The organism is Roseibium sp. TrichSKD4, assembly GCF_000148725.1.
GTDB lineage: Bacteria > Pseudomonadota > Alphaproteobacteria > Rhizobiales > Stappiaceae > Roseibium.
The window spans coordinates 207,219-228,193 of sequence record NZ_GL476310.1 but is presented as its reverse complement, the minus strand read 5'-3'; the positions used below and the strand labels follow the sequence as shown (position 1 = coordinate 228,193).

The window sequence follows — 20,975 nt, the reverse complement described above, 5'->3', positions numbered from 1 at the left end:
TGGTATCGCCTTTCGCTTTCAAGTCCGCTTTGCTTTTTTGAAGTGTCCAAACAGTCATATTTGCTCGGCTACTCCGGGGCAAAGCCGGTTGACCTTCCCCTGACTGCACACCCTGCAGTCGGTTGTATAATACCTCGCCTACCTTGGCATTTTCAAGACAAGCACATTTCGCAAGGCTTAGATGAGGTCAACGGTAAGGTCATTTTCCCTAATTGATGTGGAGGATGCACCATCAAGGGGCGCATGCAAAAACGTCCAGACCGGGGGCTGCAGATCCGGCAAAAGAGCAGCCTCTTCTTCTGGAAGCCTGTAGTTTTCATAGGTTTTTGCCATGGGGGCTGACACTGCTGACAGGGACGCCCCCGGGCGGTTGACGATCGCAATCGGAACTTTTCCCACAATTGATCGCCAGCTTTGCCAATAGTGGAACCCGGCTAGATTGTCCGCCCCCATCAACCAGACGAATCGCAACCTTGGGCGCATCTTGATCAACATGTCGATTGTGCGCTCGGTGTAGGCAGACCCGAGCATCCGCTCGATTGCCGTCACCCTCATCTTCGGGTGATCCGCCAGCAATCTGGTTGCCCGCAATCGACGGTCCAGAGGAGCGAGATCAGCGTGATCCTTTAACGGATTTCCGGGCGTGACGAGCCACCAGACCTGATCCAGTTTCAGACGCTTGAGGGCCGTTTCCGCTACCAACCAATGACCCGAATGCGGAGGATTGAATGACCCGCCGAACAGACCAATCCGGTTGCCGGTCTCCGCATGCGGCAGCTTTAGCCAGTCTACCGAAACATCACCAGATCTCGTCGATGCCTTCATGAACGGGTTTGCCCCGTCCCGCGCACTTGATATTTGAAACTTGTAAGCTGCTCGACGCCAACCGGCCCACGCGCATGCATGCGTCCAGTCGCGATGCCGATTTCGGCCCCCATTCCGAACTCGCCGCCATCGGCAAACTGGGTTGATGCATTGTGGAGGACGATGGCTGAGTCGACTTCGTTTAAGAAGGTCTCTGCTGCGGCTTCATCTTCCGTGACAATGCAATCCGTGTGGCAGGAGCTATATTGCGCGATGCGATCCATAGCCTCTTTCAGCCCGGACACAACTTTCACGGACAGTATCTTGTCGAGATATTCTGTTGTCCAGTCGGCTTCAGTCGCAGCAACCACGTCCTTGCCAAGGCGTTGTGTTAGCTCATCGCCCCGAATCTCGCAGCCACCTTTTTGCAGGACCTCCAATACGTCCGGCAGCAGTTTATCTGCAATAGTCTCGTCGACCAGCAGCGTCTCCAGCGCACCGCAAATGCCTGTGCGGCGTAGCTTGGAATTAAAAACAATCTCTTTTGCTTTGGTTGCGTCTGCAGCCTTGTCGATGAAGATGTGCACCAAGCCTTCCAGATGCGCAAAAACGGGCACGCGTGCTTCTGTTTGAACACGGGCGACGAGGCTCTTGCCCCCACGCGGGACAATTACATCCAGATTGCCGCTGAGCCCCTTCAACATTTCGCCAACGGCCGCACGATCTGCGACCGGGACGATTTGTATGGCATCTTTCGGCAGGCCTGCAGCTTCCAAGCCCTTTTGCAAGGCCGCATGAATGGCGCGATTGGAATTGATGGTGTCAGACCCACCGCGCAAGATCACGGCGTTGCCTGCCTTTAAGCACAAGGCACCGGCATCCGCCGTGACATTCGGACGGCTCTCGTAAATCACGCCAATCACGCCAAGCGGGGTGCGAACCCGGTCAATCTGCAGCCCATTTGGGCGCGGCCAGCTGGCAATAACGCTACCAACCGGGTCTTCCAGCTTTGCAATATCTTCCAGTGCGGCCGCGATGGCTTCAATTCGCTCATCAGTCAGTGTTCCGCGATCAAGAAACGCAGCAGTCTGCCCATTGGCACGCATCGCCTCCAGATCTTGTGCATTTGCCGCCAAAATGTCGGGTGCAGCGGCACGAATGGCTGATGCCATCCCGGTTAAAGCAGCATTTTTGGTACTGGCTGGAGCAGTCGCCAGAACACGGGTTGCCGCGCGCGCGCGTTGGCCCAATTCGGCCATAAGACCGGTTACATCTGCCGCTTCAACCTTGTCCAACATTTCTCGCTGCCCCTACCTGATCAGCCTGCGCAAAACTTTCAGTGTTGTTTATACGTTTCGGCCCGAAAGTGCATCTTCCATCGCCAAATCATCGCGGTGGATCATTTCTGCCCGCCCCGGATAACCTACAATTGTCTCAATCTCACGGCTATTGCGCCCGGCGATCAGAACTGCCTCCCCGTGATCATAAGCAATCAGACCGCGGCCGATAATTGCCCCGTCTGGGTCGCGAAGAGAAACCGCATCTCCCCGATCAAAGTGGCCTTCAACCTTGGTCACGCCCGCTGGGAGCAGGCTCTTGCCGCGCCCCAATGCTTTAACAGCACCTTCATCAAGGTGGATTTCACCTCTTGGCTCCAGGTGCCCGCCAATCCAGGCCTTGCGGGCACTGGCGGGGGATGCCAGTGCCGGGAACCAGGTGCAACGCGCACCTTCATCCAGCTTTTTCAGCGGGTTCATTGCCTCGCCAGAAGTGATGACCATGGAGGTGCCGGCGGAGGTTGCGATCTTGCCTGCGTCAATTTTGGTCTTCATGCCCCCGCGCGACAATTCCGACCCGGCACTGCCTGCCATGGCTTCTATTTCGCGCGTAATGCGGGTAACTTCCGGTAGAAAAATCGCATCCGGATTGTTTGCTGGTGGGGCAGTGTAAAGCCCGTTAATATCGGACAGAAGCACGAGACAATCCGCGCTTGCCATTGTAGCGACACGGGCAGCCAACCGATCATTGTCGCCATAGCGGATTTCGGAGGTTGCGACCGTATCATTTTCATTCACGATCGGGATCGCGCCCATCTTCAACAACGTGCCAATCGTGGCCCGCGCATTGAGGTAACGCCTGCGCTCTTCTGTATCTCCAAGGGTCAGGAGAATTTGGCCTGCCAGTTTACCGTGGCTCGCCAGCGCTTCCGAATAAGCCTGCGCCAAAGCAATTTGCCCGACAGATGCCGCGGCCTGACTGTCTTCCAGTTTCAGCGCTCCGCTCGGCAGACCCAGGATGCCGCGCCCAAGCGCAATGGAACCTGAGGACACAATCAGGAGTTCCGCCCCGCCTTTTGCAAGATCAACAACATCGCTTATCAAGGCCTGCAGCCAGTCGCGCTTCAAACGGCCATTTTCGATCAAAAGCGCCGACCCGATCTTGACCACAATACGGTCATGACCTTTCAAGCGCCGGGCACTATTCATTACGGATGCCACCCTTCTTCCTGTTCGGAGGGAACCTGATTGGCCGCGTCTTCCTTGTCCTTGTCTATTGCGCGCACGATCATGCGAAGCGCGGTGTCGACGTTGCGCTTGCTGGCAGAGGACAGGATCAGGGGTTTCTGGCCGCAGGCTGCTTCCAAAGCAGCCGCCTTTTCCGCAATAACCTCTTCGGTCAGTGCATCGCATTTGGACAGCGCCACAATCTCCGGCTTGTCTGTCAGTCCGTGCCCGTATGCGTCGAGTTCCCCGCGCACCACACGATAAGCTTCACCGGGATATTCTTCGCTGGAGCCATCCACCAAATGCAGAAGGACGCGCGTACGTTCAACATGGCCGAGGAACCGGTCACCCAATCCTGTGCCCTCATGCGCCCCTTCAATCAGACCGGGAATATCTGCCATGGCAAAGCTGTTGCCATCGATTTGAACGATCCCAAGATTGGGGTGCAAGGTCGTAAAAGGATAGTCAGCGATTTTAGGCTTCGCTGCTGAAACCGTTGCAAGGAATGTAGATTTGCCCGCATTCGGCAATCCGACCAGACCCGCATCCGCGATTAGCTTCAAGCGCAACCAAATCCACTTTTCCTCGCCTTCCAGGCCGGGGTTGGCCCGACGTGGCGCTTGATTGACCGAGGATTTGAAATGGGCGTTACCGAAACCACCGTTGCCGCCCTTAAGCAAATGCACTTTCTGACCCAGTTCGGTCAGATCAGCGATGACGGTCTCATTGTCTTCTTCCAGTATCTGGGTGCCGACCGGCACCTTCAAAACCACATGGCCTCCATCTGCGCCCGTGCGGTTTTTACCCATACCATGAACGCCGGTTTCGGCCTTGAAGTGCTGTTTGTAACGATAGTCGATCAGTGTGTTGAGGCCATCAACACACTCGACAATCACATCACCGCCCCGACCGCCGTCACCGCCATCGGGTCCGCCATACTCAATGTATTTTTCGCGACGAAAGGAGACGCAGCCTGCGCCGCCATTGCCCGAGCGGACATAAATCTTGGCCTGGTCGAGGAACTTCATCTTATTATTCTTTCCTGGGCGTTCCTACGCCACCTTGAGTGCCGTAAATGCATTCCGTGTGAGTTTCATCACGATGTCGGGAACATAGTCCCCACGAGCCAGGCTCATGCTGGCGCTGCGGCCAATCGCTTCAAATCCGCATTTGGTCAGCACGTTCAGAGAGTTTGTATTCTCTTCCATGGCTGTACCGAGGACCATCTCATGGTCCGTTGTTTGAAAGAGCCAATCAATCGCAGCGGCAACAGCTTCGCTCATCATTCCCTGCCCCCAATGTGGACGCCCAAGCCAATAGCCGATCTCCGGGGTTTCATGCAATGCCTTGAAGGAGACACTGCCAATCATTTGCCCCTTATGGTCAACATGGAACACGAGCTCAGGAGCTGAGGAAGGCTTTTCCCACCATTCGATGATTTTTTGCAATCTCTGGCGGCCTGTTTCCAGATCATATGGATATGGAACACGGGCCAGCATCTTGGCAACTTCATAGTCGCCCAGATGCTGTGCAATCATTTGAATGTCCGACGCCCGCGGCTGGCGCAACACCAGCCGTTGGGTCTTGATTTGAGTATTTGTCATGCGACTGCCCTTTGCATGTCAAAATCACTACGCGCCAAACGCACCACAACATTGTCAACATTGCGGTCGAGCGCCTTTGAAAATCTCATTGTGCGTGCATAAGGCTTGAAACCCAGCTTGCGCAGCAATCCGCGGGAGGCCGTATTGTCTTCAAAGGCCCGCGCGGCTATCGCATCACATGTGTGGTTTTCAAATCCCCATTCAAGCGCCGCCACCACAGCCTCGGTGGCGTAACCAAACCCGTGAAACGGACGGCCAATCCAATAGCCAACTGTCGGACACTCCGGCAATTGGTCTTTCAGATCACCGGGCGCCTGGACGGACACCAAGCCGATGAACACACCGCCCAAGGTGATCGCAAACACCGCTTCTTCAGCGACCGGATCAGTCCTAATGATCGATCGCAGGAAGCTCTCCGCCGCCCCTTCTTCATAGGGCCAGGTAAAGGATGTCATCCAGCGGGCGACTTCAAAATCCTTGCCGCCCAGTTCGATGATCGCAGAGGCATCTTCCAGTTTGAGCGGTCGAAGCATCAAACGACGCGTAGAAATCTCCGGCAGGGTCATTGCATCCTCCCCCAGGCTTTCAACGACGCCCACACGGACTTATCCAAGCTGTAGCGCTCAATGGGAACCGTGCCGCCTGCACCGACAGAATGGATCATGCTTTGATCGCGGTACTGGAAGCCAGACTTCACCAAGACCCGCCTAGAGGCGGCATTGGTCACCCGACAAGCTGCAGTCAATTCCTCAGTCTGAGACTCGGTGAATGCATGATCAACGAGTGCATGGACTGCCTCGGTTGCAAAACCATTGCCCCATAACGGCTCTCCAACCCAGAAACCAACATGAACAGAATAGCCTGCGTCCAGGCTTTTGTACCGCGCAAGGCCAATCAAACGCCCTGTCGCCTTCATGCGGATCGCAAAGGTTGCTGCGCCATCGTCCGGACACTCGGCCCTTTCAATGATCGCTTTCGCATCCTTGGTGGTGAAGGGAAACGGCTGCTGGAGCAGGTTCACCGCCACCTTTCGGTTATTGGCCAGATAAACAAGATCCGGCATATCGTCCACACGTGGTGTATCGAGCCACACGCGAACCGCGTCCTGCGGCAGTGGAGCCGCACCCAGACAGCTTTCGTCTAACAGACCATCACTTTCAACAACCATTTTTTCCTCCAGTCAGGTTCAAAAGCAAAAGGGAAAGATGGCACCCCATCTCCCCCTTGAACTCTGACTGGTGGTGTCGTGCTCTCCGGGGCCTTATGGGGCGCCGGCGAGTTTTAATGACACGTCGGCGTTACTCCGCTGCTTCCGCCACTGGAAGCACATTGATAAAAGTTCGGCCGTTGGATTTCGGCTGGAAGGTTACCTTGCCTTCGACAGTCGCGAAGATCGTGTGGTCCTTGCCCATGCCAACGCCCGTGCCCGGATGCCACTTGGTACCGCGCTGACGTGCAATGATGTTGCCTGGAATGACAGCTTCGCCGCCATATTTCTTGATACCAAGACGACGTCCGGCGGAATCGCGACCGTTACGGGATGAGCCGCCTGCCTTTTTATGTGCCATGAGGGTACTCCTCGTCTAATTCGTTAGCTTCAGCGTTTGAAACGGCGGCTTATTTGCCTGCCAGTTCCTTGGCTTGTTCAACCCAGTTGTCGCGCTCAATGCGGCCCTTGAAATTCAGGACCTCGTCAACGCGGGCGATGTCGTCAGCAGAGAAATTGACGATCTGATCATAAGTAGTGATGCCCAGAGCGTTCAGTTTCTTCTCAAGTACCGGACCAACACCGGAGATCTTTTTCAGATCGTCCGCTGCACCTTCCGGCGCGGTGAAGAGCGGAGCAGCGTCGTCAGCTGCAGCTTCTTCTTTTTTCTCTTCAGCCTTCGGCGCTGCCTTTTTTGGCGCAGCCTTCTTGGCCGGCTTTGCACCACCGGTCAGGATGTCGGTGACCTTGACCATGGTGTAGAATTGACGGTGACCATTGCGGCGACGGGAATTTTGACGGCGACGCTTTTTGAAAACGATAACCTTGCGGTCGCGGCCTTGCTCGACAACCTCAGCCACAACAGACGCACCTTCAACAGTCGGAGCGCCAATGGTGGTGTCGGTGCCATTGCCAACAACCAAAACTTCTTCAAAGGTCACGGAAGAACCGGCTTCGGCTTCCAGCTTCTCGACCTTCAATACGTCATCTGCAGCGACGGTGTATTGCTTACCGCCGGATTTGATTACTGCGAACATGTCTAGCACGTCCTTCTTTTCGTTCTTGTCAAACACCTTCCCGTTTTCGAGGTTGGTGTGCGAAATCAAACAAGGCGCTCTACTCCGGTCAGCAAACTTTGCGTGCCAGAACAAGTCTTTGGGCAGGTTGGAGAGCTTTGTGGCGATCCGTGTCCTGCGGGGCCCGGTTCAATATGAAAGTGGCAAGGTCCACTAGAACCTTCCACTTCAAGCTCGCGCACTATATGCATCTGCCCTCCCATGTCAATGCTTCCACGGCGGAAAACGACAGTTTTGGAGCTGCAGGCCCCTCTTGAAAAAATTTGCGTTTGCTCGCTACGCCTCTTGCGCTGGAAAAAAGCCTTGTCTATGGTCCGCGCCACCTGAAAGATCCGCTTGATACCAAGCGCCGCGGAGAGGTGCCGGAGTGGTCGAACGGGGCGGTCTCGAAAACCGTTGAGCGCGCAAGCGTTCCGAGGGTTCGAATCCCTCTCTCTCCGCCATTTTCTTTTTCAAGCAATTGTATTATTGAGATAATTTTTTCGGACAGATTTTTAGCCCATCAATTGAATTGCATTTCCACACCCTGCACTCGCATGCGATTTTTTTAGCGCCCTCTCGTTGCATGTAACCGCAAATCCGATTAGCTAAGATTATAGCTGATCGGTTGATCTAATTCTCGATCAGTCTCTCCAAGCGCAAGAGTGCTTGTATTCCAACACCGCCCTGAACAGAGACGGAGAAGGACGTACAAATGCACGCGCCTCTGCAAGACGATTTGTTTCCCGCACATTGTCTTGAACCTTCTGACACCCCGCCTACCAGCTGTGGCGGTTCTCGCTCGGAGAGCCAAAGCCTCCACTCTTCTGAGGGTAGAGGAAATAGGAGCTTCAAAGCATCTCAGCCCCTTGCCCACAGTCAGGAGCGGAAGTCCAAACCAGCATCGTGGCGTCCATCCCCATAGAACAAGGCTTCCGGGGCTAATTCGGCGCCGACCTACCAGAGATATCTGGCCGTCGATGATGTTGCGCAAATGTTCGCCGTCAGCGTACCGACGATCTGGCGCTGCCGAAAGATACCGTCCAGCAGAGACGGGATCGGGCCATCGTGGCATTTTTGTTTTTGACCGGTGTAAGGGATGCAGCCCTCATCAGCATGCGTTTGAAGCATATCGATCTGGAGAACCGTCTAATCTTCCAGAATGCAAAGGAGGTGCGAACCAAATTCTCCAAAACGATGACAACCTTCTGGTTCCCGGTTGGTGAGGACATTGGACAGATTTTCATCGACTGGATCAACGAGCGCGGAACGACTGCATCTTCAGAAAATGAACCGGTCTTCCCGCGCTCACCCAGCGCGATCCCGGTTAAAAGTGGTGAAAGCCAATTTTGGCAAACTGCAGCATCTGTCCGGCACATCCTGAAACAAGCCACCGCAAAGGCTGGGCAGACGTACTTCGTGCCCCATGCTATCAGATCGACACTCGCTCTAATGATCGACCAGATTGCAGCGACGTTCGAGGAGCGCAAGGCTCTCAGCCAGAACCTTGGTCACGAGCATATGCGAACAACCGAGGAGCACTACGGCCAGCTGGATGACAATCGTCGCCAGGAGCTCATTGAGGCAATGCGCATAAGGCCGAAGCTGTCTGAACAGGAAGGCTTTGCGGAGCTTTATCAAAATGCACCAGCTGAACGGCGAGCACTGGCGAGGCAAATTCTCGAGATGAGGTGACGAGCGGGCGCTGCGAAGGTGGGCCGAAGAGCTATCTCAAGGAGAGAGTACATCGACCACTTTTAATCCATGCCTTACCAATTCTACATCGAGCACTCCCGAAAAAACTTCTCGCCGCGATCGAATTCACTACAACTGCCAGCCCCGGCAAAGACTATTCGCCTTGGCAGACCCCCTCCCAATAGCGAGTGTTTCATCGCATGACGAAGGGGTTTGCCATCGGTCGCTCTGATGTGTTGATCCATGTTGTTTTTGTGCGGATGTAGTCCTGAATCGCTGCTATCCCCGCTTCTCGGCCATACCCGGACATATTGTAGCCGCCAAAGGGCGCGATGGGAGAGACTGCGCGATAGGTGTTGATCCAGCAGATACCTGCTTTCAATCGCGCCGAGACCCGGTGGGCACGGGCGACATTTTGCGTAAACACACCGGAACCGAGGCCAAATGGCGTGGCATTGGCCAGAGCGATTGCCTCTTCCTCCGTGTCAAAAGGCAGTAGCGACATGACCGGGCCAAACATCTCGACCTTGAGAGTTTCGGTTTCGGCGTTTGCGCATTCAACCAGCGTCGGTGCCATGTAATTTCCCGGTCGATCGAGGCGCGCCCCTCCGAAGCGTATACGGGCACCGGATGTCTTCGAAGCTGCCAATGTTTCCTCGATCCGCGCCACTTGTTGCGACGTGCACAAGGGACCGACATGGGTGCTTCTATCAAGCGGATCGCCGATGACAACATTTGCCATTTTTTCCTCGATCCGGGCCGCGAGTTTTTCATAGATTGATCGATGCACCAGCCCCCTGGAGCCTGCGACGCAGCTTTGCCCTGATGCTCCAAAATTTCCGGCGATCAGGCCGTTGGCAGCTCCATCAAGGTCGGCGTCCTCGAAGACAATGATTGGCGACTTACCGCCCAATTCGAGGGTCGTTACAGCGAAATTTTCTGCAGAGTTGCGGATGACATGGCGAGCGGTTTCCGGCCCGCCAGTGAAGGCAATACGGTCTACATCCGGGTGACGGGTGAGAGGGATGGCGCAGTTCAGAGCATCACCGGTGATGACGGATACAGTGCCAGCAGGAAAACCTGCGGCTTCCACCAGTTTGGCGAACTCGAACATGGGAGCAGGGGCGATCTCTGATGCCTTGAGAACAACAGTGCATCCCGCCGCCAGCGCAGGGCCAAGTTTTGTGGCTGTCAGGAACATCTGGGCATTCCATGGCACAATCGCCACAACGACCCCGATCGGCTCCAAGCGCGTAAACACGTGCATGTCAGGCTTGTCGATCGGCAATACCGAGCCTTCGATTTTGTCGGCAAGGCCTGCATAGTAGCGATAATAGTCCCCGACATAGGCCGACTGGCTGGCAGTTTCTGCGAGCAATTTGCCGCTGTCGGTTGTCTCGATACAGCCGATATGCTCGGCATTCTGCTCGATCAGTTCAGCAAGGCGGTAAAGCAGTTTACCCCGTTTTGTCTGGCTCATGTCCCGCCATTCTGCTGAGTTCAGCGTTCTGCGGGCAGCTGAAATGGCGCGGTCCACGTCTTTCGGCGAAGCGCAGGCAAAGGTTGCCCAATCTTCTCCGGTTGCGGGGTTTTGAGAGCACATGACCTGTCCCGTTACCCCCTCAACCCATTGCCCGTCTATAAATAGCTGATAATGCGGATTGTTTTTCACGGGGCACCTCATCGGAATTTTGGCATGACATCAGTGACAAATCGTTCGAGCGAGGCCTTTTTGCGCTCAAAACTCATGCCGCTGTCGATCCAGTACGAAAACTCATCATAGCCAAGATCTTCATAGCGTTTGATCCTGTCCACGACCTCGGGCGCCATGCCCATTGTCAGGTCCCGGCGCATATTATCGGGTGCCATCATGACATTGGTGGCATAGTCCTCTTCGTCCAATGGAAGAAGCCTGCCCTGGGAAACCGGCCTCTTGTTCTGAAACCAGGCTCCGAAGTTGCAATAAAAGCGCGACAATTCACCCGCAGCCCTAGAAATATCCGCCTCGTCCGCAGCAACATAAGTGTGATGCAACAACATGATTTTCGGACGCGGCCCGTCAAGGGTTTGGCAAGCTGCATTGAAGCGCTGCATCAGGATCTCAATTTCTTCGATACCCTGCCAAAGAGGCGTGACTTGAATGTTGAAGCCATTGTGAACTCCAAATTCGTGGCTGTTGGGGTCGCGGGCCGCAATCCAGATTGGCGGGCCATCGGCCTGCAGCGGCTTGGGAGCGGAGGTGGCCGCGGGAAAGCTGAAGAACTTACCTTCGTGGGTACAATCGCCTTGCCAGAGTTTCGGGAGAAGGGGAGCCATCTCCCGCATTCTCTGGCCTGCCTCCCAGGCATCCATGCCCGGCATGAGGCGCTCATATTCATAGGAATAGGCCCCGCGCGCGATCCCCAGTTCTATACGCCCGCCTGTGATCAGGTCTGCCGAGGCAGCTTCCCCAGCCAGTTTGATTGGATGCCAGAAAGGGGCAATGACCGTGCCGGTTCCAAGGCGGAGGTTTTTCGTGTGATTGGCCACATTGACCAGCTCAAGGAACGGGTTGGGCGAAATAGTGAAATCCATGCCGTGATGTTCACCGGTCCACACAGCGCGCATGCCCGCCTCGTCGGCCAGCTTGCACAAGTCCATGTATTCGAGACGCAGTTCCTCATGGGACTGTTCAGGGCTGGAACGATCCATGTGAACAAAGAGAGAGAAGTCCATTTATCAATCTCCCAAAGCAAACTTGTGAACATCACCGCGATCGGTGCTACCGAGATAGAGCGAGAAGTCCCCCGTTCGCTGTTCGTGCATATACCGGGTCATCATCTGGGCTATCGCTGGAGAGGCGTAGTCGAGCCCGGCTAGCTCCTGCAGCCCAATGCCATGAAGGTTTTCCGGGGCAGCATTCATACTGCCGGTTGCCAGAAAATAGGCGCAGTGCGTGCGGTTTCCGCCATGGTCGAACACAGAATAGGCTGGTCCAAGCTTGACGCTTATGCCGTGTCGAGCCATGCCATCAATCAATGACTGGCGCAGCAGCGAGTGGTCCTTCAAATTGACTTGCGGCGGCCTGAACCCTTTGTCTGTCTTTTCAAGAAGAACTCTCCCGCCGATCTCGAGGATCACACCGCATGTGACGACCTTGGCTCCGGGATCGAGAGCGGAACGCTCCAATCCGAGACTGAAATAATGCCCGCGAAAATACCCAAGCCCGCGACCATCTCCATGCTGAAACTCTTCGACCTCGCCCAGCAGGATGGCGTGGTCCCCTGCTGGCAAGCATTGGCGACGGATGCACGAGAAGCTGGCCAACGCCCCTTCGATCAATGGCACACCACGGTGGTTGCGCGTATGCGCCACGCTCGCAAACCGGTCCTCGCCACGCCGGGCGAAGGTATTTGAAATGTCCTGCTGGTCCTCGGCAAGTATGTTGACGGCAAAATGCTGACAACAGGAAAAGGCTTCGAAGGTCGACAGAAATTTGCCCGGACACACCAGCAGCATCGGCGGGTCCAGCGAAACTGATGTGAACGAGTTGGCCGTGAAGCCGATGGCCATCCCATCGGGAGTGCAAGCCGTCACGACCGTGACACCGGTCATGAAACTGCCAAAAGCATCCCGCAAGGCGCGTGGATCAAACTTTGTCATTTCCAAACACCTAGAGCAAAATCCAAAAGGATCGGGTTTACCTTGTCCGCATGGGTCATGGGCATCATGTGCGCCGCTCCGTCCAGGATGGCCGTCTTGCCATCTGGCGCGACTGCGGCCATGGCCCGGCTCATGTCCGGTGTGGAATTGGGTTCCCGGCTTCCTGTCATGAAAAGAGCGGGACATTTCATCGCTTCAAGTCCATTTGGAGAGGGAACGTCAGAGCGGGCAAAAGCGCTGTAGGCACGTTTGTAGGCCGCGGGATCGGTCGATGTCAGCCAGTTGCTGCAGGCGGATTTTTCTTCGCTGTCACCACTGCCAAACCACCTTCGAAGCGGCTCGGACGGGTCGGGGGGTGAGCGTCCGTCAAGGCTTGATGCGCGAGCCATGACGGCGTCTCTGGCTTCAGGGCTTCGCCGGTAGACCGCATTGAGGGCAGCAACTCCGCGCACGCGCGTTGGATACCGGATTGCCAGATCAAGCGCGATCATCGCTCCCATCGAATGACCGATGATCATGACCGGCTCAGGTATCTGCCCCGCGACCAGATCGGTAAAGTCCTGAATTGCCGACAACGGATCGCGTATAGGGCTTTCCCCATGACCTGGCGTATCCAGGGCGGTAACCTCAAACCGTTCGCTGAGAGCGTCAAGCTGGCGGTTCCAGGCCTCTGCCCGAAGTCCAACGCCATGAACAAGCACCAGCTTAGGACCGCTCCCCTGAGATATGGCCGACAGGGCACCGAAGTCAGACCGCGGCCGGATTGTCCACGTCATGTCCGAGATCCTTCAGGTCCTGATAGCGATCACCAATTCGGTGATGCGGGCGCCCCCCGGTCGCGCCGCCGAGAACAACGACAATCTCGTCGGCTCGAGGGGCATCCGGGATCGCAAACTGGATTGTGAGGTAGTGCGATCTTCGACCGGCATCATTCTTGTCCATCAGAGGCACCATGATTGGAGCATTCGCCGGACCGCGCGTGTTGGTGAAAGACAGGTAGGATCTGGCCTCTACGGCTTCGCGGTAAAAATTGCCAAATCGCAGGGTGTGGATCAGGCCCGACGCGTGTTCCACTTCGCCATCAAGACCGACTACAGCAGCTTTTCCACAGGCTTCGATGGCTGCGCCGCCTCCGGCAAACTCAATCATCCTCTGGCTCATCAGCTTCCCGAGCACCGGCCCATAGGCCTGAATTTCCGGCTTCAGATCCTCCACATAACGGCCAGCCCAAGGATTGCGGACAACACATGCGACCGCAAACATTCGCCAGGGCGTGGCGGCTGGGTGAAACCCCTCAATCAGAACTTCTTCATCATAGGTAACGATCTTGCGGATGTCCGGCTGCACTCTGTGCTCTCCCTCACTTGGTCCGCAAACTGTGTTTTGGAGGAGCATTTTTGACAAGCGAATGAATTATGGGCTTAGGTATTAGAATGACTAATGGCTTGCTTGACAAATGACCAAATCGCTACCACCCCTGACATGGTTTCGTACATTTGAAGCCGCTGCCCGGCATCTCAGTTTCACTGCCGCTGCCAACGAGATCGGCATGACACAGTCGGCTGTCAGCCAACAGATAAAAGCACTTGAGACGAGGCTGCGTGTTGCGCTGTTCACGCGCCATGCGCGAGGGCTGTCGCTGACAGATAATGGACGAAGCTTGCTGCCTCAGGTTGGAGCTGCCCTCGAAAAACTGGCCTTCGCAACGGAAGCTTTCGACGCTGGCCCAACCGCGGATCAACTGACCATTGCAACGTCAGTCAGCGTCGCACAATGGGTGATCACGCCGCACCTCGCCAGTTTTATGTCCAACCATCCAGATGTTCGGCTCAGGTTCCTGAGTGCGATTTGGCCAGATGACTTTCACACCGCCCGCGCGGATGTCGAAATTCGCTTTGGATCGCAAAAGCAGGTTGGAAAAAATGCGGAACTTCTGGAGCCAAGCAGACTGGTTGCTCTCAAGTCTCCCCGCCTTGAAGGGAAACTGGAAGAACTGCCGCTGATCGAGACCGTTGGGACATCAAGTGGTTGGCGAGCCTGGGGAGAGGTTTTCCCCGGCTGCAGTGCGCCGAGCATCTTTGCAGATTCCTATGGTATGGCGCTACAAATTGCCATGCATGGGAACGGGGTCGCGCTGGTGAACGAGTTGCTTGCCGGTAACGCCATAAAAGAAGGTCTGCTAGTACAGGCGCATCTTGCGTCCATCACCGGACAAGAGGGGTACTACCTTTCCATCAACGAAATTAATGCCAACGCTGTTTCGTTTCGAGATTGGCTTCATCGCCAGTTAGTGCGCTGATCCTCCTGAGCGAGAGCAAGTGTTTCAGAGCCTGCCCAACGGTGGTCCGGAAAACCCTGAAACATGCCACCGTAAAGGCTGGGCAGAAGTACTTCGTCCCCCATGCAATCAGATCGACGCTCGCTCTGATGATCGACGAGATCGCAATGATAATGGAAGAACGCAAGACTCTCAGCCAGAACCTTGGTCACGAGCATATGCGCACGACCGAGGAGCACTACGGCCAGCTGGATGACAATCGCCGACGGGAGCTCATTGAGGCACTGCGCATAAGACCGAAATTGTCCGAACACGATGGCTTTGTGGAGCTATATCAAAATGCGTCATCTGAACAGCGCTCACTGGCGGGGCAAATACTCAAGATGAGGTGAAGTTCTAACCTAGCTAACAATTATGAATTAACGTCAAAGTTTAGTATTCGACTAGGTGTTGCAGGGACCTTCAGTGTTATTGAAACCCTCGCCCCTAACATAAGACAATTTGATACATATGCTATTTATTTGGCAGCGGGTGTAAAATGCCGGGCATATCGTGAGATGCCTTTACGGTACTTAGGTCCAATATTCAGAGTTTCCTTTGATCGGTAGGATTTTAGATGTGCGAAGCTCACGAGGGCTTTTTTAGGCGAATTTCTGGCGTATACCCAAGGTAATTGCGGCGTTTGAGTTTGGTCGAGTCAAATGCGAAATTTAATTCTAGTGGTCTCGCTGACGATTTTGCAGTCCATGGCAGCGTGGGCAGCAGAGTTAGATGAGAGCTTGCGGGCTTGCCAAGAGAAGCCTAGGCCAGATGAACGTCTTAGCTGTTATGATCAGCTCGCCAAAACCGCGCTTAAGAAGAAAAGAGTTTTCTTGGGAGAGCGTTCCGGACAGACACCGATTTTTGAAGTCTAGAAAGGCGATAAGATTCTGATCTCCAGCAATGATGCCGTTCTTGTAGCGACTGTTTTGGACGAAAATGGCAATACAATCCAAAATCTTCACATTGGAGGCGTTGGGGAGCGAACTTACCAAATTGCGAGTACAGAAAAAATAAGTGTTCAAATTGATGCAAGTGGCGGGTGGAGCTTGCACCTTGTTACAAAAGAACAAAAATGAGCAATCTGCTGCGATTATTGTCGATCTTGATCGCCTTGTTGACTGTCACATTGGCTACAGCAGTGACTTATTTCAATTTCGAGCGCGTGAGACATCTAACCACTCGAATAGAACAAGCTTCCGGACAAATTGTAGCTTTGGAAAGAGTTGCCATTCGTCTTGATGATCAACTGATTTCGCTAATCTTGAACCCTGATCTGAAAGATACACTTCAGCTATTGGATGCTTTCGAGCGGGACGCAATTCATACTTTCGGTGTTTTGGATCAACTCACCGAGATCGAGATAGGATTTGTCGGTGAAGATGAGCAAAATGAAGAAGAAGCCGAGCGACAACGTCCAAGGGAACTCCGCGAGGCACTGATTGAGGTTTTAGGGCATGCTAGGCAACTCATACGTTTGAGAGGCTCGGCTGACCTCGGTTTAGACGTATCAGAGACCCTCTCGCTTGTGGTGACTTCTCGGCAGCGAATACAAGCATTGGTTCAGGAAGCCATTGAAGATGAGCGAGGGGAAATAGAACGAGCACACAAAACACTGGAGACTGAGCAAACGCGATGGTCGCGTTTGCTGTTTGTGCTTTTGTTTGTAGCGGCATGCAGTACCGTTTTTGGCTGGCTTTGGCAGGCAAGTATGCATGCTGGTTTTCGAAAGCTACTCGTTGAGAGTCTGATGGAACTGCGCACAGATTCCGAACCTCAACTTTCGAGTATTGATTTGCCAGACGTGGATATTCGGTCGGCAGTTGTTGAATTGCGGAAGGCACTGTCCGATGAGCGAACATTATCGAGAACCGTACAGTCTGACCTTAAATTTGAGCTTGAGCACCGGTCAAACGCTCTGCAGCTAAGCAACACAAGGCTGAAGCAAATTGACGAAACAAGACGACGATTTCTCACCGACCTCGGCCACAGTTTGAAGACACCGCTATCGGTGGCACGTGGGTCGATAGAAAACATCAAGAATAACGAGCAGGAGGTGCCAATCGCACTTCTGGCAATCGACAACGTCAACCAACGAATATCTGAACTGCTATCCCTCGCGCAATCTGATGATGGCAGACTGACGTCGCCACGGTGCGTTGTTGAGCTCACCGAACTTCTGGACAACAGATTGGCTGAACTCAGGGTTTTGCCAAACGCAGAATATATAAGTTTTTCAGCCTCAGATGATGGCCCATTTGAGATTGAAGGAGATCGTGATGGGCTTGTGCGCCTTTTCGACGCGATTGTTGAGAACGGTCTTCGTTTCGCCTCTGAAAGCGAGCCTCTAGAAATAAAGTTAGGCGGTGCAGATGGGTTTGCAGTCGTGTCTATATGTGATCATGGGCCCGGTGTTTTACAAGGCAAGTCGATTTTTGATCGACATACCAGTTTCTTCAGCGGCGGAACTGGAATTGGGCTTTCAATGGCCAACCAAATTGCGGACCAGCACAAAGGAAATATCAACTTTGAGAACACCGTAAACGGAGGAGCAGAATTCACAGTTCGTCTACCGCTTCTTCGTTCAAAGAATGATTGTCATGACCATCCTTGTTGTTGAAGATAATCCCGATATCTCTGACCTGATATCAAAAACCCTCCAAAACACCGGACAAGAGATTTCGGTTGTGAACGATGGCGAGTTGGGCTTGATAGCAGGGGCATCTGGTGCGTTTGACCTTATCCTACTTGATGCGATGTTGCCTGTTTTCAGCGGTTTTGAAGTTTGCCAGCGTTTGCGCGAGAGCGGCGTCACAGTTCCTATCGTGATGTTGACTTGTCGTGACAGTCAAGCGGATATGCTGAGGGGCTTGAGGTTGGGCGCGGATGATTACATTACAAAACCATTTTCAACAGCTGAATTGTCCGCCCGCATTGCCGCGCATCTTCGCAGGCAAAAAGATTACAAACAAAACAAAAACCTAGTCATTGGTTCTCTTTCACTGAATCCGTCCCGACGGATCGTACACTCCGATAACAACATAATTGAACTGACCAAACGTGAGTTCGATTTGCTGCATTCCCTTATGCAGTCCCGTGGCGATGCGGTGTTGCGGGATAGCCTGTTGGGAGATGTCTGGGGGACGAAGAAAAGCATACTACAGGTGTTGTCGATGTATATGTAGGGTATCTCCGCAGGAAACTTGCGGCATCCGGTTCTGAAATCACAATTAAGACGGTTCGAGGAGTTGGTTTTCGACTTGAGTCTGCGTACAAATAATCGCTGGAGCTAGCTTCGGAAAAAGACCCATCAGTACGCAGTTGGCATCTCATTTCCGTCGTTTGAAATTTCCAAGTTGATTGCCCAATGCTGGGATGATTGTACTAAGTAACATGTTTAGACTTATGTCCAATGTTTTCTTATAGGTTTCTTATAAAGCTCTCAGTTTGTTCAAAATAATGAGCAGTAACCTCCCCTTAGCAAAAGAAAATTGCTTGGGAGGAAGATGGATGAAATTGAAGGCCAGAATTTTAGCTGCAAGCTTATTGACATTTTCAATGGTTGGGACAGCACTTGCTGATGTCTCTTGGGAAGACATCGTAAATGACGCTCAAACGACTGAAGACGTTCTGATGTATGGCTTTGGGCCAGACGCTCAACGCTACAGCCCACTGACGAAAATCAACACAGAAAACGTAGATGACCTTGTACCAGCGTGGTCTTTCTCGTTCGGAGACGAACGGCAACGAGGCCAAGAAGTTCAAGCAATTGTTCACGATGGGGTGATTTACGCAACTGCGTCCTATAGTCGAATGTTTGCTCTGGACGCCAAAACTGGAAAGAAACTGTGGCAGTTTTCTGCGCGTCTACCAGAAGGAATTCGTCCATGCTGTGACGTAGTTAACCGCGGCGCAGCAATCTATGGTGACAAGGTATATATGGGGTTGTTGGATGCCTCTATAGTGGCTCTTGATAAAAACACAGGCAAAGTTATCTGGCGCAAAAGGTTTGGTGACTACAAAGTCGGTTACACAATGACAGGCGCGCCGACTATAATTCATGATAAAAAATCAGGCCGAGACCTATTGATACATGGTTCCTCCGGGGATGAATTCGGTATTGTCGGAAAACTCTATGCCCGTGACCCGGAAACCGGGGAGGAAGTCTGGATGCGTCCATTGGTGCAGGGCCATGTGGGACGCTATATGGGCGAGCCGTCAACTCCGACCGGCGATCCTAACGCGCCATCTTGGCCGCGCGACGAAAATGGCGAATTGGTTGAAGCATGGCGCCATGGTGGTGGCGCGCCTTGGCAGTCAGCATCATTTGATGTTGAAACCAACACAATTATTATCGGCGCGGGTAATCCTGCCCCTTGGAACGGTTGGACAAGATGGCCTGGCGACAGCCTGTTTACATCCGGCCAAGCATATGTTGATCCCTCAAATGGTGAGTTGATTGGCTTCTACCAACACACGCCAAACGATGCCTGGGACTTTTCAGGCAACAATGAGATTATACTGTTTGATTACACAGATAAGGAAGGTCAGAAGCACCGCGCTGGCGCCCATGCCGATCGGAATGGCTTCTTTTATGTAACAGATATTGACGCACGCTCTAAGCGGGGAGGTGATATCAACCGTCCAACCGCTCTCTTGAACGCTTTCCCGTTTGTGGACAAAATCACGTGGGCCGAGGGTATTGATCTCAAGACAGGGCGACCAATCGAAGTCCAAGGTCAGCGCCCGCCACCTCCAGCAGAGGGCGAGAAGAGAGGCGCTTCTGTTCAGGTTTCGCCGCCATTCCTTGGTGGTAAAAACTGGAACCCGATGTCTTACAGCCCGGATACCGGATTGTTCTATGTCCCGGCAAACCATTGGACCGAGGATTACTGGACCGAGCAGGTAACCTATTCTCCAGGAGCTGCTTATCTGGGTATGGGCTTTACAATCAAACGCCTGTTTGAAGATCATGTCGGTCTTTTAAGAGCTATGAACCCAACAACTGGTGAAGTCGTCTGGGAGCACAAAGAAGAACTCCCCTTGTGGGCTGGGACAATGACTACAGCCGGCAACCTAGTCTTCACTGGAACCTCTGATGGCTACATGAAGGCGTTCCACGCAGAAACGGGTGAAGAGTTATGGAGCTTCCAGACTGGGTCCGGCATCATCTCTTGCCCTGTGACCTGGGAGATGGACGGCGAACAGTACATCGGTTTTGCGTCTGGATATGGTGGAGCTGTCCCACTGTGGGGTGGGGACATGGCCAAGCTGACAAGAGAAGTAAGCCAAGGCGGTTCCTTCTGGGTGTTCAAAATCAAGAACATTGAGCAAGCTTCAGCCCAATAACTTTCAGATGTGCAGTAGTCCGCCCTGAACAACGTCTAAGCCATTGATGTTGCGCGTGGCCGAAGCAATACGCAAATATTCGATTTGACCGGTTTGGGGATGGGGTTTGTGATCCAGAGCAGCAAAATGATCAGTGCATTGAGGATCAGACGCAGGTTATGACCGGCTGCGGCCAGCAGGGCGTTGATGGCATCGCCATTTTTGCCATTGAGGAAGTTCCGGTCAAGTCGTCCATCTGTTTTCATGTGGCCGATGGTGGCCTCGATCGCTGATCGTCGTTTCAGCTCACGCTTCATCTGTGCCGTCAGCCCGCGCTTCTGGCCGGAGATCATGACCTTGGCGTCGCCCTCATAATCATGCCCCCGATAGCCACGGTCCACATAGACACGCTCAGCTTTGGTGCCGCAGACTTTCTCAGCCTGACTGATGGTGTCATTCAAGGTGTGCCCATCATAGGGATTGCCCTCAAAAGCCCTCGCCGCAAGAACCAATCCTTCCCGATTGGTCGTGGCAATGCCAACCTTGGCCCCGAACTCGTAAGGTGTTCGCGCCTTGCCCTTGGCAATACAGGCCACTTCCGGCGCATGCATGGAATAAATCTTGTTTTTGTCCTTGGGGGTCTGGGCCAGAAGCCGCTCCACCAGTCCCAGCAGACGGGAGAACCGGTGCTCAAGACCTTCGTTGCCTGCGATCTTGCGGGAGATGTCGCGATAGACCCGGCCCAGATAGGTCTTCAGCTTTTTGAGTTCCCGGCGCATCCGCTTGAACTGTTTGGCATGGGCATAACGGCCCGCCATC

At 53.8% G+C, this 20,975-nt stretch carries 20 protein-coding genes, 1 tRNA gene and 1 pseudogene; 7 read left to right on the top strand and 15 right to left on the bottom strand.

The window, feature by feature from the left end; translation table 11 throughout:
- Positions 1 to 177 precede the first annotated feature (177 nt).
- The 9 genes from TRICHSKD4_RS06820 to TRICHSKD4_RS06780 all read right to left on the bottom strand — a co-directional run bounded on the left by TRICHSKD4_RS06820 (position 178) and on the right by TRICHSKD4_RS06780 (position 7,156).
- Entirely contained in the window at positions 178 to 825 is a 648-nt protein-coding gene (locus TRICHSKD4_RS06820) for a nicotinate-nucleotide adenylyltransferase (RefSeq protein ID WP_009466753.1), read from the bottom strand.
- Entirely contained in the window at positions 822 to 2,102 is a 1,281-nt protein-coding gene (locus TRICHSKD4_RS06815; RefSeq protein ID WP_009466752.1) for a glutamate-5-semialdehyde dehydrogenase, read from the bottom strand. The genes TRICHSKD4_RS06820 and TRICHSKD4_RS06815 overlap by 4 nt, the downstream gene beginning before the upstream one ends.
- Before the next feature lie 48 nt (positions 2,103 to 2,150).
- Complete coding sequence (gene proB / locus TRICHSKD4_RS06810; protein WP_040616458.1) at positions 2,151 to 3,290, bottom strand: glutamate 5-kinase; 1,140 nt, start codon at positions 3,288 to 3,290, stop codon at positions 2,151 to 2,153.
- The gene (obgE, locus tag TRICHSKD4_RS06805) at positions 3,290 to 4,336 is read right to left on the bottom strand and encodes a GTPase ObgE (RefSeq protein ID WP_009466750.1); all 1,047 of its coding nucleotides are present in this window, start codon (positions 4,334 to 4,336) and stop codon (positions 3,290 to 3,292) included. The genes proB and obgE overlap by 1 nt, the downstream gene beginning before the upstream one ends.
- 24 nt (positions 4,337 to 4,360) lie before the next feature.
- Positions 4,361 to 4,912, bottom strand: coding sequence for a GNAT family N-acetyltransferase (locus tag TRICHSKD4_RS06800; protein WP_009466749.1), 552 nt, complete (start codon positions 4,910 to 4,912; stop codon positions 4,361 to 4,363).
- Positions 4,909 to 5,478 (bottom strand): GNAT family N-acetyltransferase, encoded by a 570-nt coding sequence (locus tag TRICHSKD4_RS06795; RefSeq protein WP_009466748.1) that lies wholly within the window; start codon positions 5,476 to 5,478, stop codon positions 4,909 to 4,911. The genes TRICHSKD4_RS06800 and TRICHSKD4_RS06795 overlap by 4 nt, the downstream gene beginning before the upstream one ends.
- Positions 5,475 to 6,080 carry a GNAT family N-acetyltransferase gene (locus tag TRICHSKD4_RS06790; RefSeq protein WP_009466747.1) on the bottom strand — a complete coding sequence of 202 codons (606 nt, stop codon included), beginning with the start codon at positions 6,078 to 6,080 and terminating at the stop codon, positions 5,475 to 5,477. Before TRICHSKD4_RS06790 ends, TRICHSKD4_RS06795 begins: the two co-directional genes overlap by 4 nt.
- A gap of 130 nt (positions 6,081 to 6,210) precedes the next feature.
- Positions 6,211 to 6,480 (bottom strand): 50S ribosomal protein L27, encoded by a 270-nt coding sequence (rpmA, locus tag TRICHSKD4_RS06785; RefSeq protein ID WP_009466746.1) that lies wholly within the window; start codon positions 6,478 to 6,480, stop codon positions 6,211 to 6,213.
- Between the two features lie 49 nt (positions 6,481 to 6,529).
- Entirely contained in the window at positions 6,530 to 7,156 is a 627-nt protein-coding gene (locus TRICHSKD4_RS06780; RefSeq protein ID WP_040616529.1) for a 50S ribosomal protein L21, read from the bottom strand.
- Positions 7,157 to 7,548: 392 nt separating this feature from the next.
- On the opposite strand from TRICHSKD4_RS06780, the gene TRICHSKD4_RS06775 reads away from it, so the two are divergent.
- Both TRICHSKD4_RS06775 and TRICHSKD4_RS06770 read left to right on the top strand, forming a co-directional pair.
- Positions 7,549 to 7,638, top strand: a tRNA-Ser gene (locus tag TRICHSKD4_RS06775).
- A gap of 556 nt (positions 7,639 to 8,194) precedes the next feature.
- A complete protein-coding gene (locus TRICHSKD4_RS06770; RefSeq protein ID WP_083782748.1) occupies positions 8,195 to 8,869 on the top strand; it encodes a site-specific integrase in 675 nt (224 codons plus the stop codon).
- Positions 8,870 to 9,062: 193 nt separating this feature from the next.
- On the opposite strand, the gene TRICHSKD4_RS06765 is transcribed toward TRICHSKD4_RS06770, so the two are convergent.
- From TRICHSKD4_RS06765 to TRICHSKD4_RS06745, 5 genes are read right to left on the bottom strand one after another with little or no spacing between them, the layout of a single operon-like run.
- Positions 9,063 to 10,553, bottom strand: a complete 1,491-nt coding sequence (locus TRICHSKD4_RS06765; RefSeq protein WP_208993017.1) for an aldehyde dehydrogenase — start codon at positions 10,551 to 10,553, stop codon at positions 9,063 to 9,065.
- On the bottom strand, positions 10,550 to 11,584 hold the full coding sequence (locus TRICHSKD4_RS06760) for an LLM class flavin-dependent oxidoreductase (protein ID WP_009466742.1): 1,035 nt from the start codon (positions 11,582 to 11,584) through the stop codon (positions 10,550 to 10,552). Before TRICHSKD4_RS06760 ends, TRICHSKD4_RS06765 begins: the two co-directional genes overlap by 4 nt.
- Before the next feature lie 3 nt (positions 11,585 to 11,587).
- Positions 11,588 to 12,511 carry a flavin reductase family protein gene (locus tag TRICHSKD4_RS06755; RefSeq protein ID WP_009466741.1) on the bottom strand — a complete coding sequence of 308 codons (924 nt, stop codon included), beginning with the start codon at positions 12,509 to 12,511 and terminating at the stop codon, positions 11,588 to 11,590.
- Positions 12,508 to 13,287, bottom strand: a complete 780-nt coding sequence (locus TRICHSKD4_RS06750) for an alpha/beta fold hydrolase (protein ID WP_009466740.1) — start codon at positions 13,285 to 13,287, stop codon at positions 12,508 to 12,510. Before TRICHSKD4_RS06750 ends, TRICHSKD4_RS06755 begins: the two co-directional genes overlap by 4 nt.
- A complete protein-coding gene (locus TRICHSKD4_RS06745; protein WP_009466739.1) occupies positions 13,259 to 13,858 on the bottom strand; it encodes an amino acid synthesis family protein in 600 nt (199 codons plus the stop codon). The genes TRICHSKD4_RS06750 and TRICHSKD4_RS06745 overlap by 29 nt, the downstream gene beginning before the upstream one ends.
- 109 nt (positions 13,859 to 13,967) lie before the next feature.
- On the opposite strand from TRICHSKD4_RS06745, the gene TRICHSKD4_RS06740 reads away from it, so the two are divergent.
- The 5 genes and pseudogenes from TRICHSKD4_RS06740 to TRICHSKD4_RS06715 all read left to right on the top strand — a co-directional run bounded on the left by TRICHSKD4_RS06740 (position 13,968) and on the right by TRICHSKD4_RS06715 (position 20,177).
- Complete coding sequence (locus TRICHSKD4_RS06740; protein ID WP_009466738.1) at positions 13,968 to 14,810, top strand: LysR family transcriptional regulator; 843 nt, start codon at positions 13,968 to 13,970, stop codon at positions 14,808 to 14,810.
- Between the two features lie 41 nt (positions 14,811 to 14,851).
- Positions 14,852 to 15,181 (top strand): hypothetical protein, encoded by a 330-nt coding sequence (locus TRICHSKD4_RS31170; protein ID WP_040616457.1) that lies wholly within the window; start codon positions 14,852 to 14,854, stop codon positions 15,179 to 15,181.
- 722 nt (positions 15,182 to 15,903) lie between these two features.
- The gene (locus TRICHSKD4_RS06725; RefSeq protein WP_040616455.1) at positions 15,904 to 17,448 is read left to right on the top strand and encodes a HAMP domain-containing sensor histidine kinase; all 1,545 of its coding nucleotides are present in this window, start codon (positions 15,904 to 15,906) and stop codon (positions 17,446 to 17,448) included.
- Positions 17,420 to 18,108, top strand: a pseudogene (locus TRICHSKD4_RS06720) (response regulator transcription factor). The gene TRICHSKD4_RS06725 and the pseudogene TRICHSKD4_RS06720 overlap by 29 nt, the downstream one beginning before the upstream one ends.
- Before the next feature lie 230 nt (positions 18,109 to 18,338).
- Positions 18,339 to 20,177, top strand: coding sequence for a methanol/ethanol family PQQ-dependent dehydrogenase (locus TRICHSKD4_RS06715; protein WP_009466733.1), 1,839 nt, complete (start codon positions 18,339 to 18,341; stop codon positions 20,175 to 20,177).
- 35 nt (positions 20,178 to 20,212) lie between these two features.
- On the opposite strand, the gene TRICHSKD4_RS30645 is transcribed toward TRICHSKD4_RS06715, so the two are convergent.
- Positions 20,213 to 20,975: IS5 family transposase (locus tag TRICHSKD4_RS30645; RefSeq protein ID WP_040616454.1), on the bottom strand; the 763-nt coding region annotated here is incomplete at its 5' end.

Excerpts from the sequence above, each read along its gene's own strand:
- TRICHSKD4_RS06815 (WP_009466752.1), bottom strand. The coding sequence starts at position 2,102 with ATGTTGGACAAGGTTGAAGCGGCAGATGTAACCGGTCTTATGGCCGAA.
- TRICHSKD4_RS06755 (WP_009466741.1), bottom strand. The coding sequence starts at position 12,511 with ATGACAAAGTTTGATCCACGCGCCTTGCGGGATGCTTTTGGCAGTTTC.
- TRICHSKD4_RS06725 (WP_040616455.1), top strand. The coding sequence starts at position 15,904 with ATGAGCAATCTGCTGCGATTATTGTCGATCTTGATCGCCTTGTTGACT.
- TRICHSKD4_RS06740 (WP_009466738.1), top strand. The coding sequence starts at position 13,968 with ATGACCAAATCGCTACCACCCCTGACATGGTTTCGTACATTTGAAGCC.
- TRICHSKD4_RS06760 (WP_009466742.1), bottom strand. The coding sequence starts at position 11,584 with ATGGACTTCTCTCTCTTTGTTCACATGGATCGTTCCAGCCCTGAACAG.
- TRICHSKD4_RS06800 (WP_009466749.1), bottom strand. The coding sequence starts at position 4,912 with ATGACAAATACTCAAATCAAGACCCAACGGCTGGTGTTGCGCCAGCCG.
- proB (WP_040616458.1), bottom strand. The coding sequence starts at position 3,290 with ATGAATAGTGCCCGGCGCTTGAAAGGTCATGACCGTATTGTGGTCAAG.
- obgE (WP_009466750.1), bottom strand. The coding sequence starts at position 4,336 with ATGAAGTTCCTCGACCAGGCCAAGATTTATGTCCGCTCGGGCAATGGC.
- TRICHSKD4_RS06765 (WP_208993017.1), bottom strand. The coding sequence starts at position 10,553 with ATGAGGTGCCCCGTGAAAAACAATCCGCATTATCAGCTATTTATAGAC.
- TRICHSKD4_RS06790 (WP_009466747.1), bottom strand. The coding sequence starts at position 6,080 with ATGGTTGTTGAAAGTGATGGTCTGTTAGACGAAAGCTGTCTGGGTGCG.
- TRICHSKD4_RS06715 (WP_009466733.1), top strand. The coding sequence starts at position 18,339 with ATGAAATTGAAGGCCAGAATTTTAGCTGCAAGCTTATTGACATTTTCA.
- TRICHSKD4_RS06795 (WP_009466748.1), bottom strand. The coding sequence starts at position 5,478 with ATGACCCTGCCGGAGATTTCTACGCGTCGTTTGATGCTTCGACCGCTC.
- rpmA (WP_009466746.1), bottom strand. The coding sequence starts at position 6,480 with ATGGCACATAAAAAGGCAGGCGGCTCATCCCGTAACGGTCGCGATTCC.
- TRICHSKD4_RS06750 (WP_009466740.1), bottom strand. The coding sequence starts at position 13,287 with ATGACGTGGACAATCCGGCCGCGGTCTGACTTCGGTGCCCTGTCGGCC.
- TRICHSKD4_RS06820 (WP_009466753.1), bottom strand. The coding sequence starts at position 825 with ATGAAGGCATCGACGAGATCTGGTGATGTTTCGGTAGACTGGCTAAAG.
- TRICHSKD4_RS06780 (WP_040616529.1), bottom strand. The coding sequence starts at position 7,156 with ATGTTCGCAGTAATCAAATCCGGCGGTAAGCAATACACCGTCGCTGCA.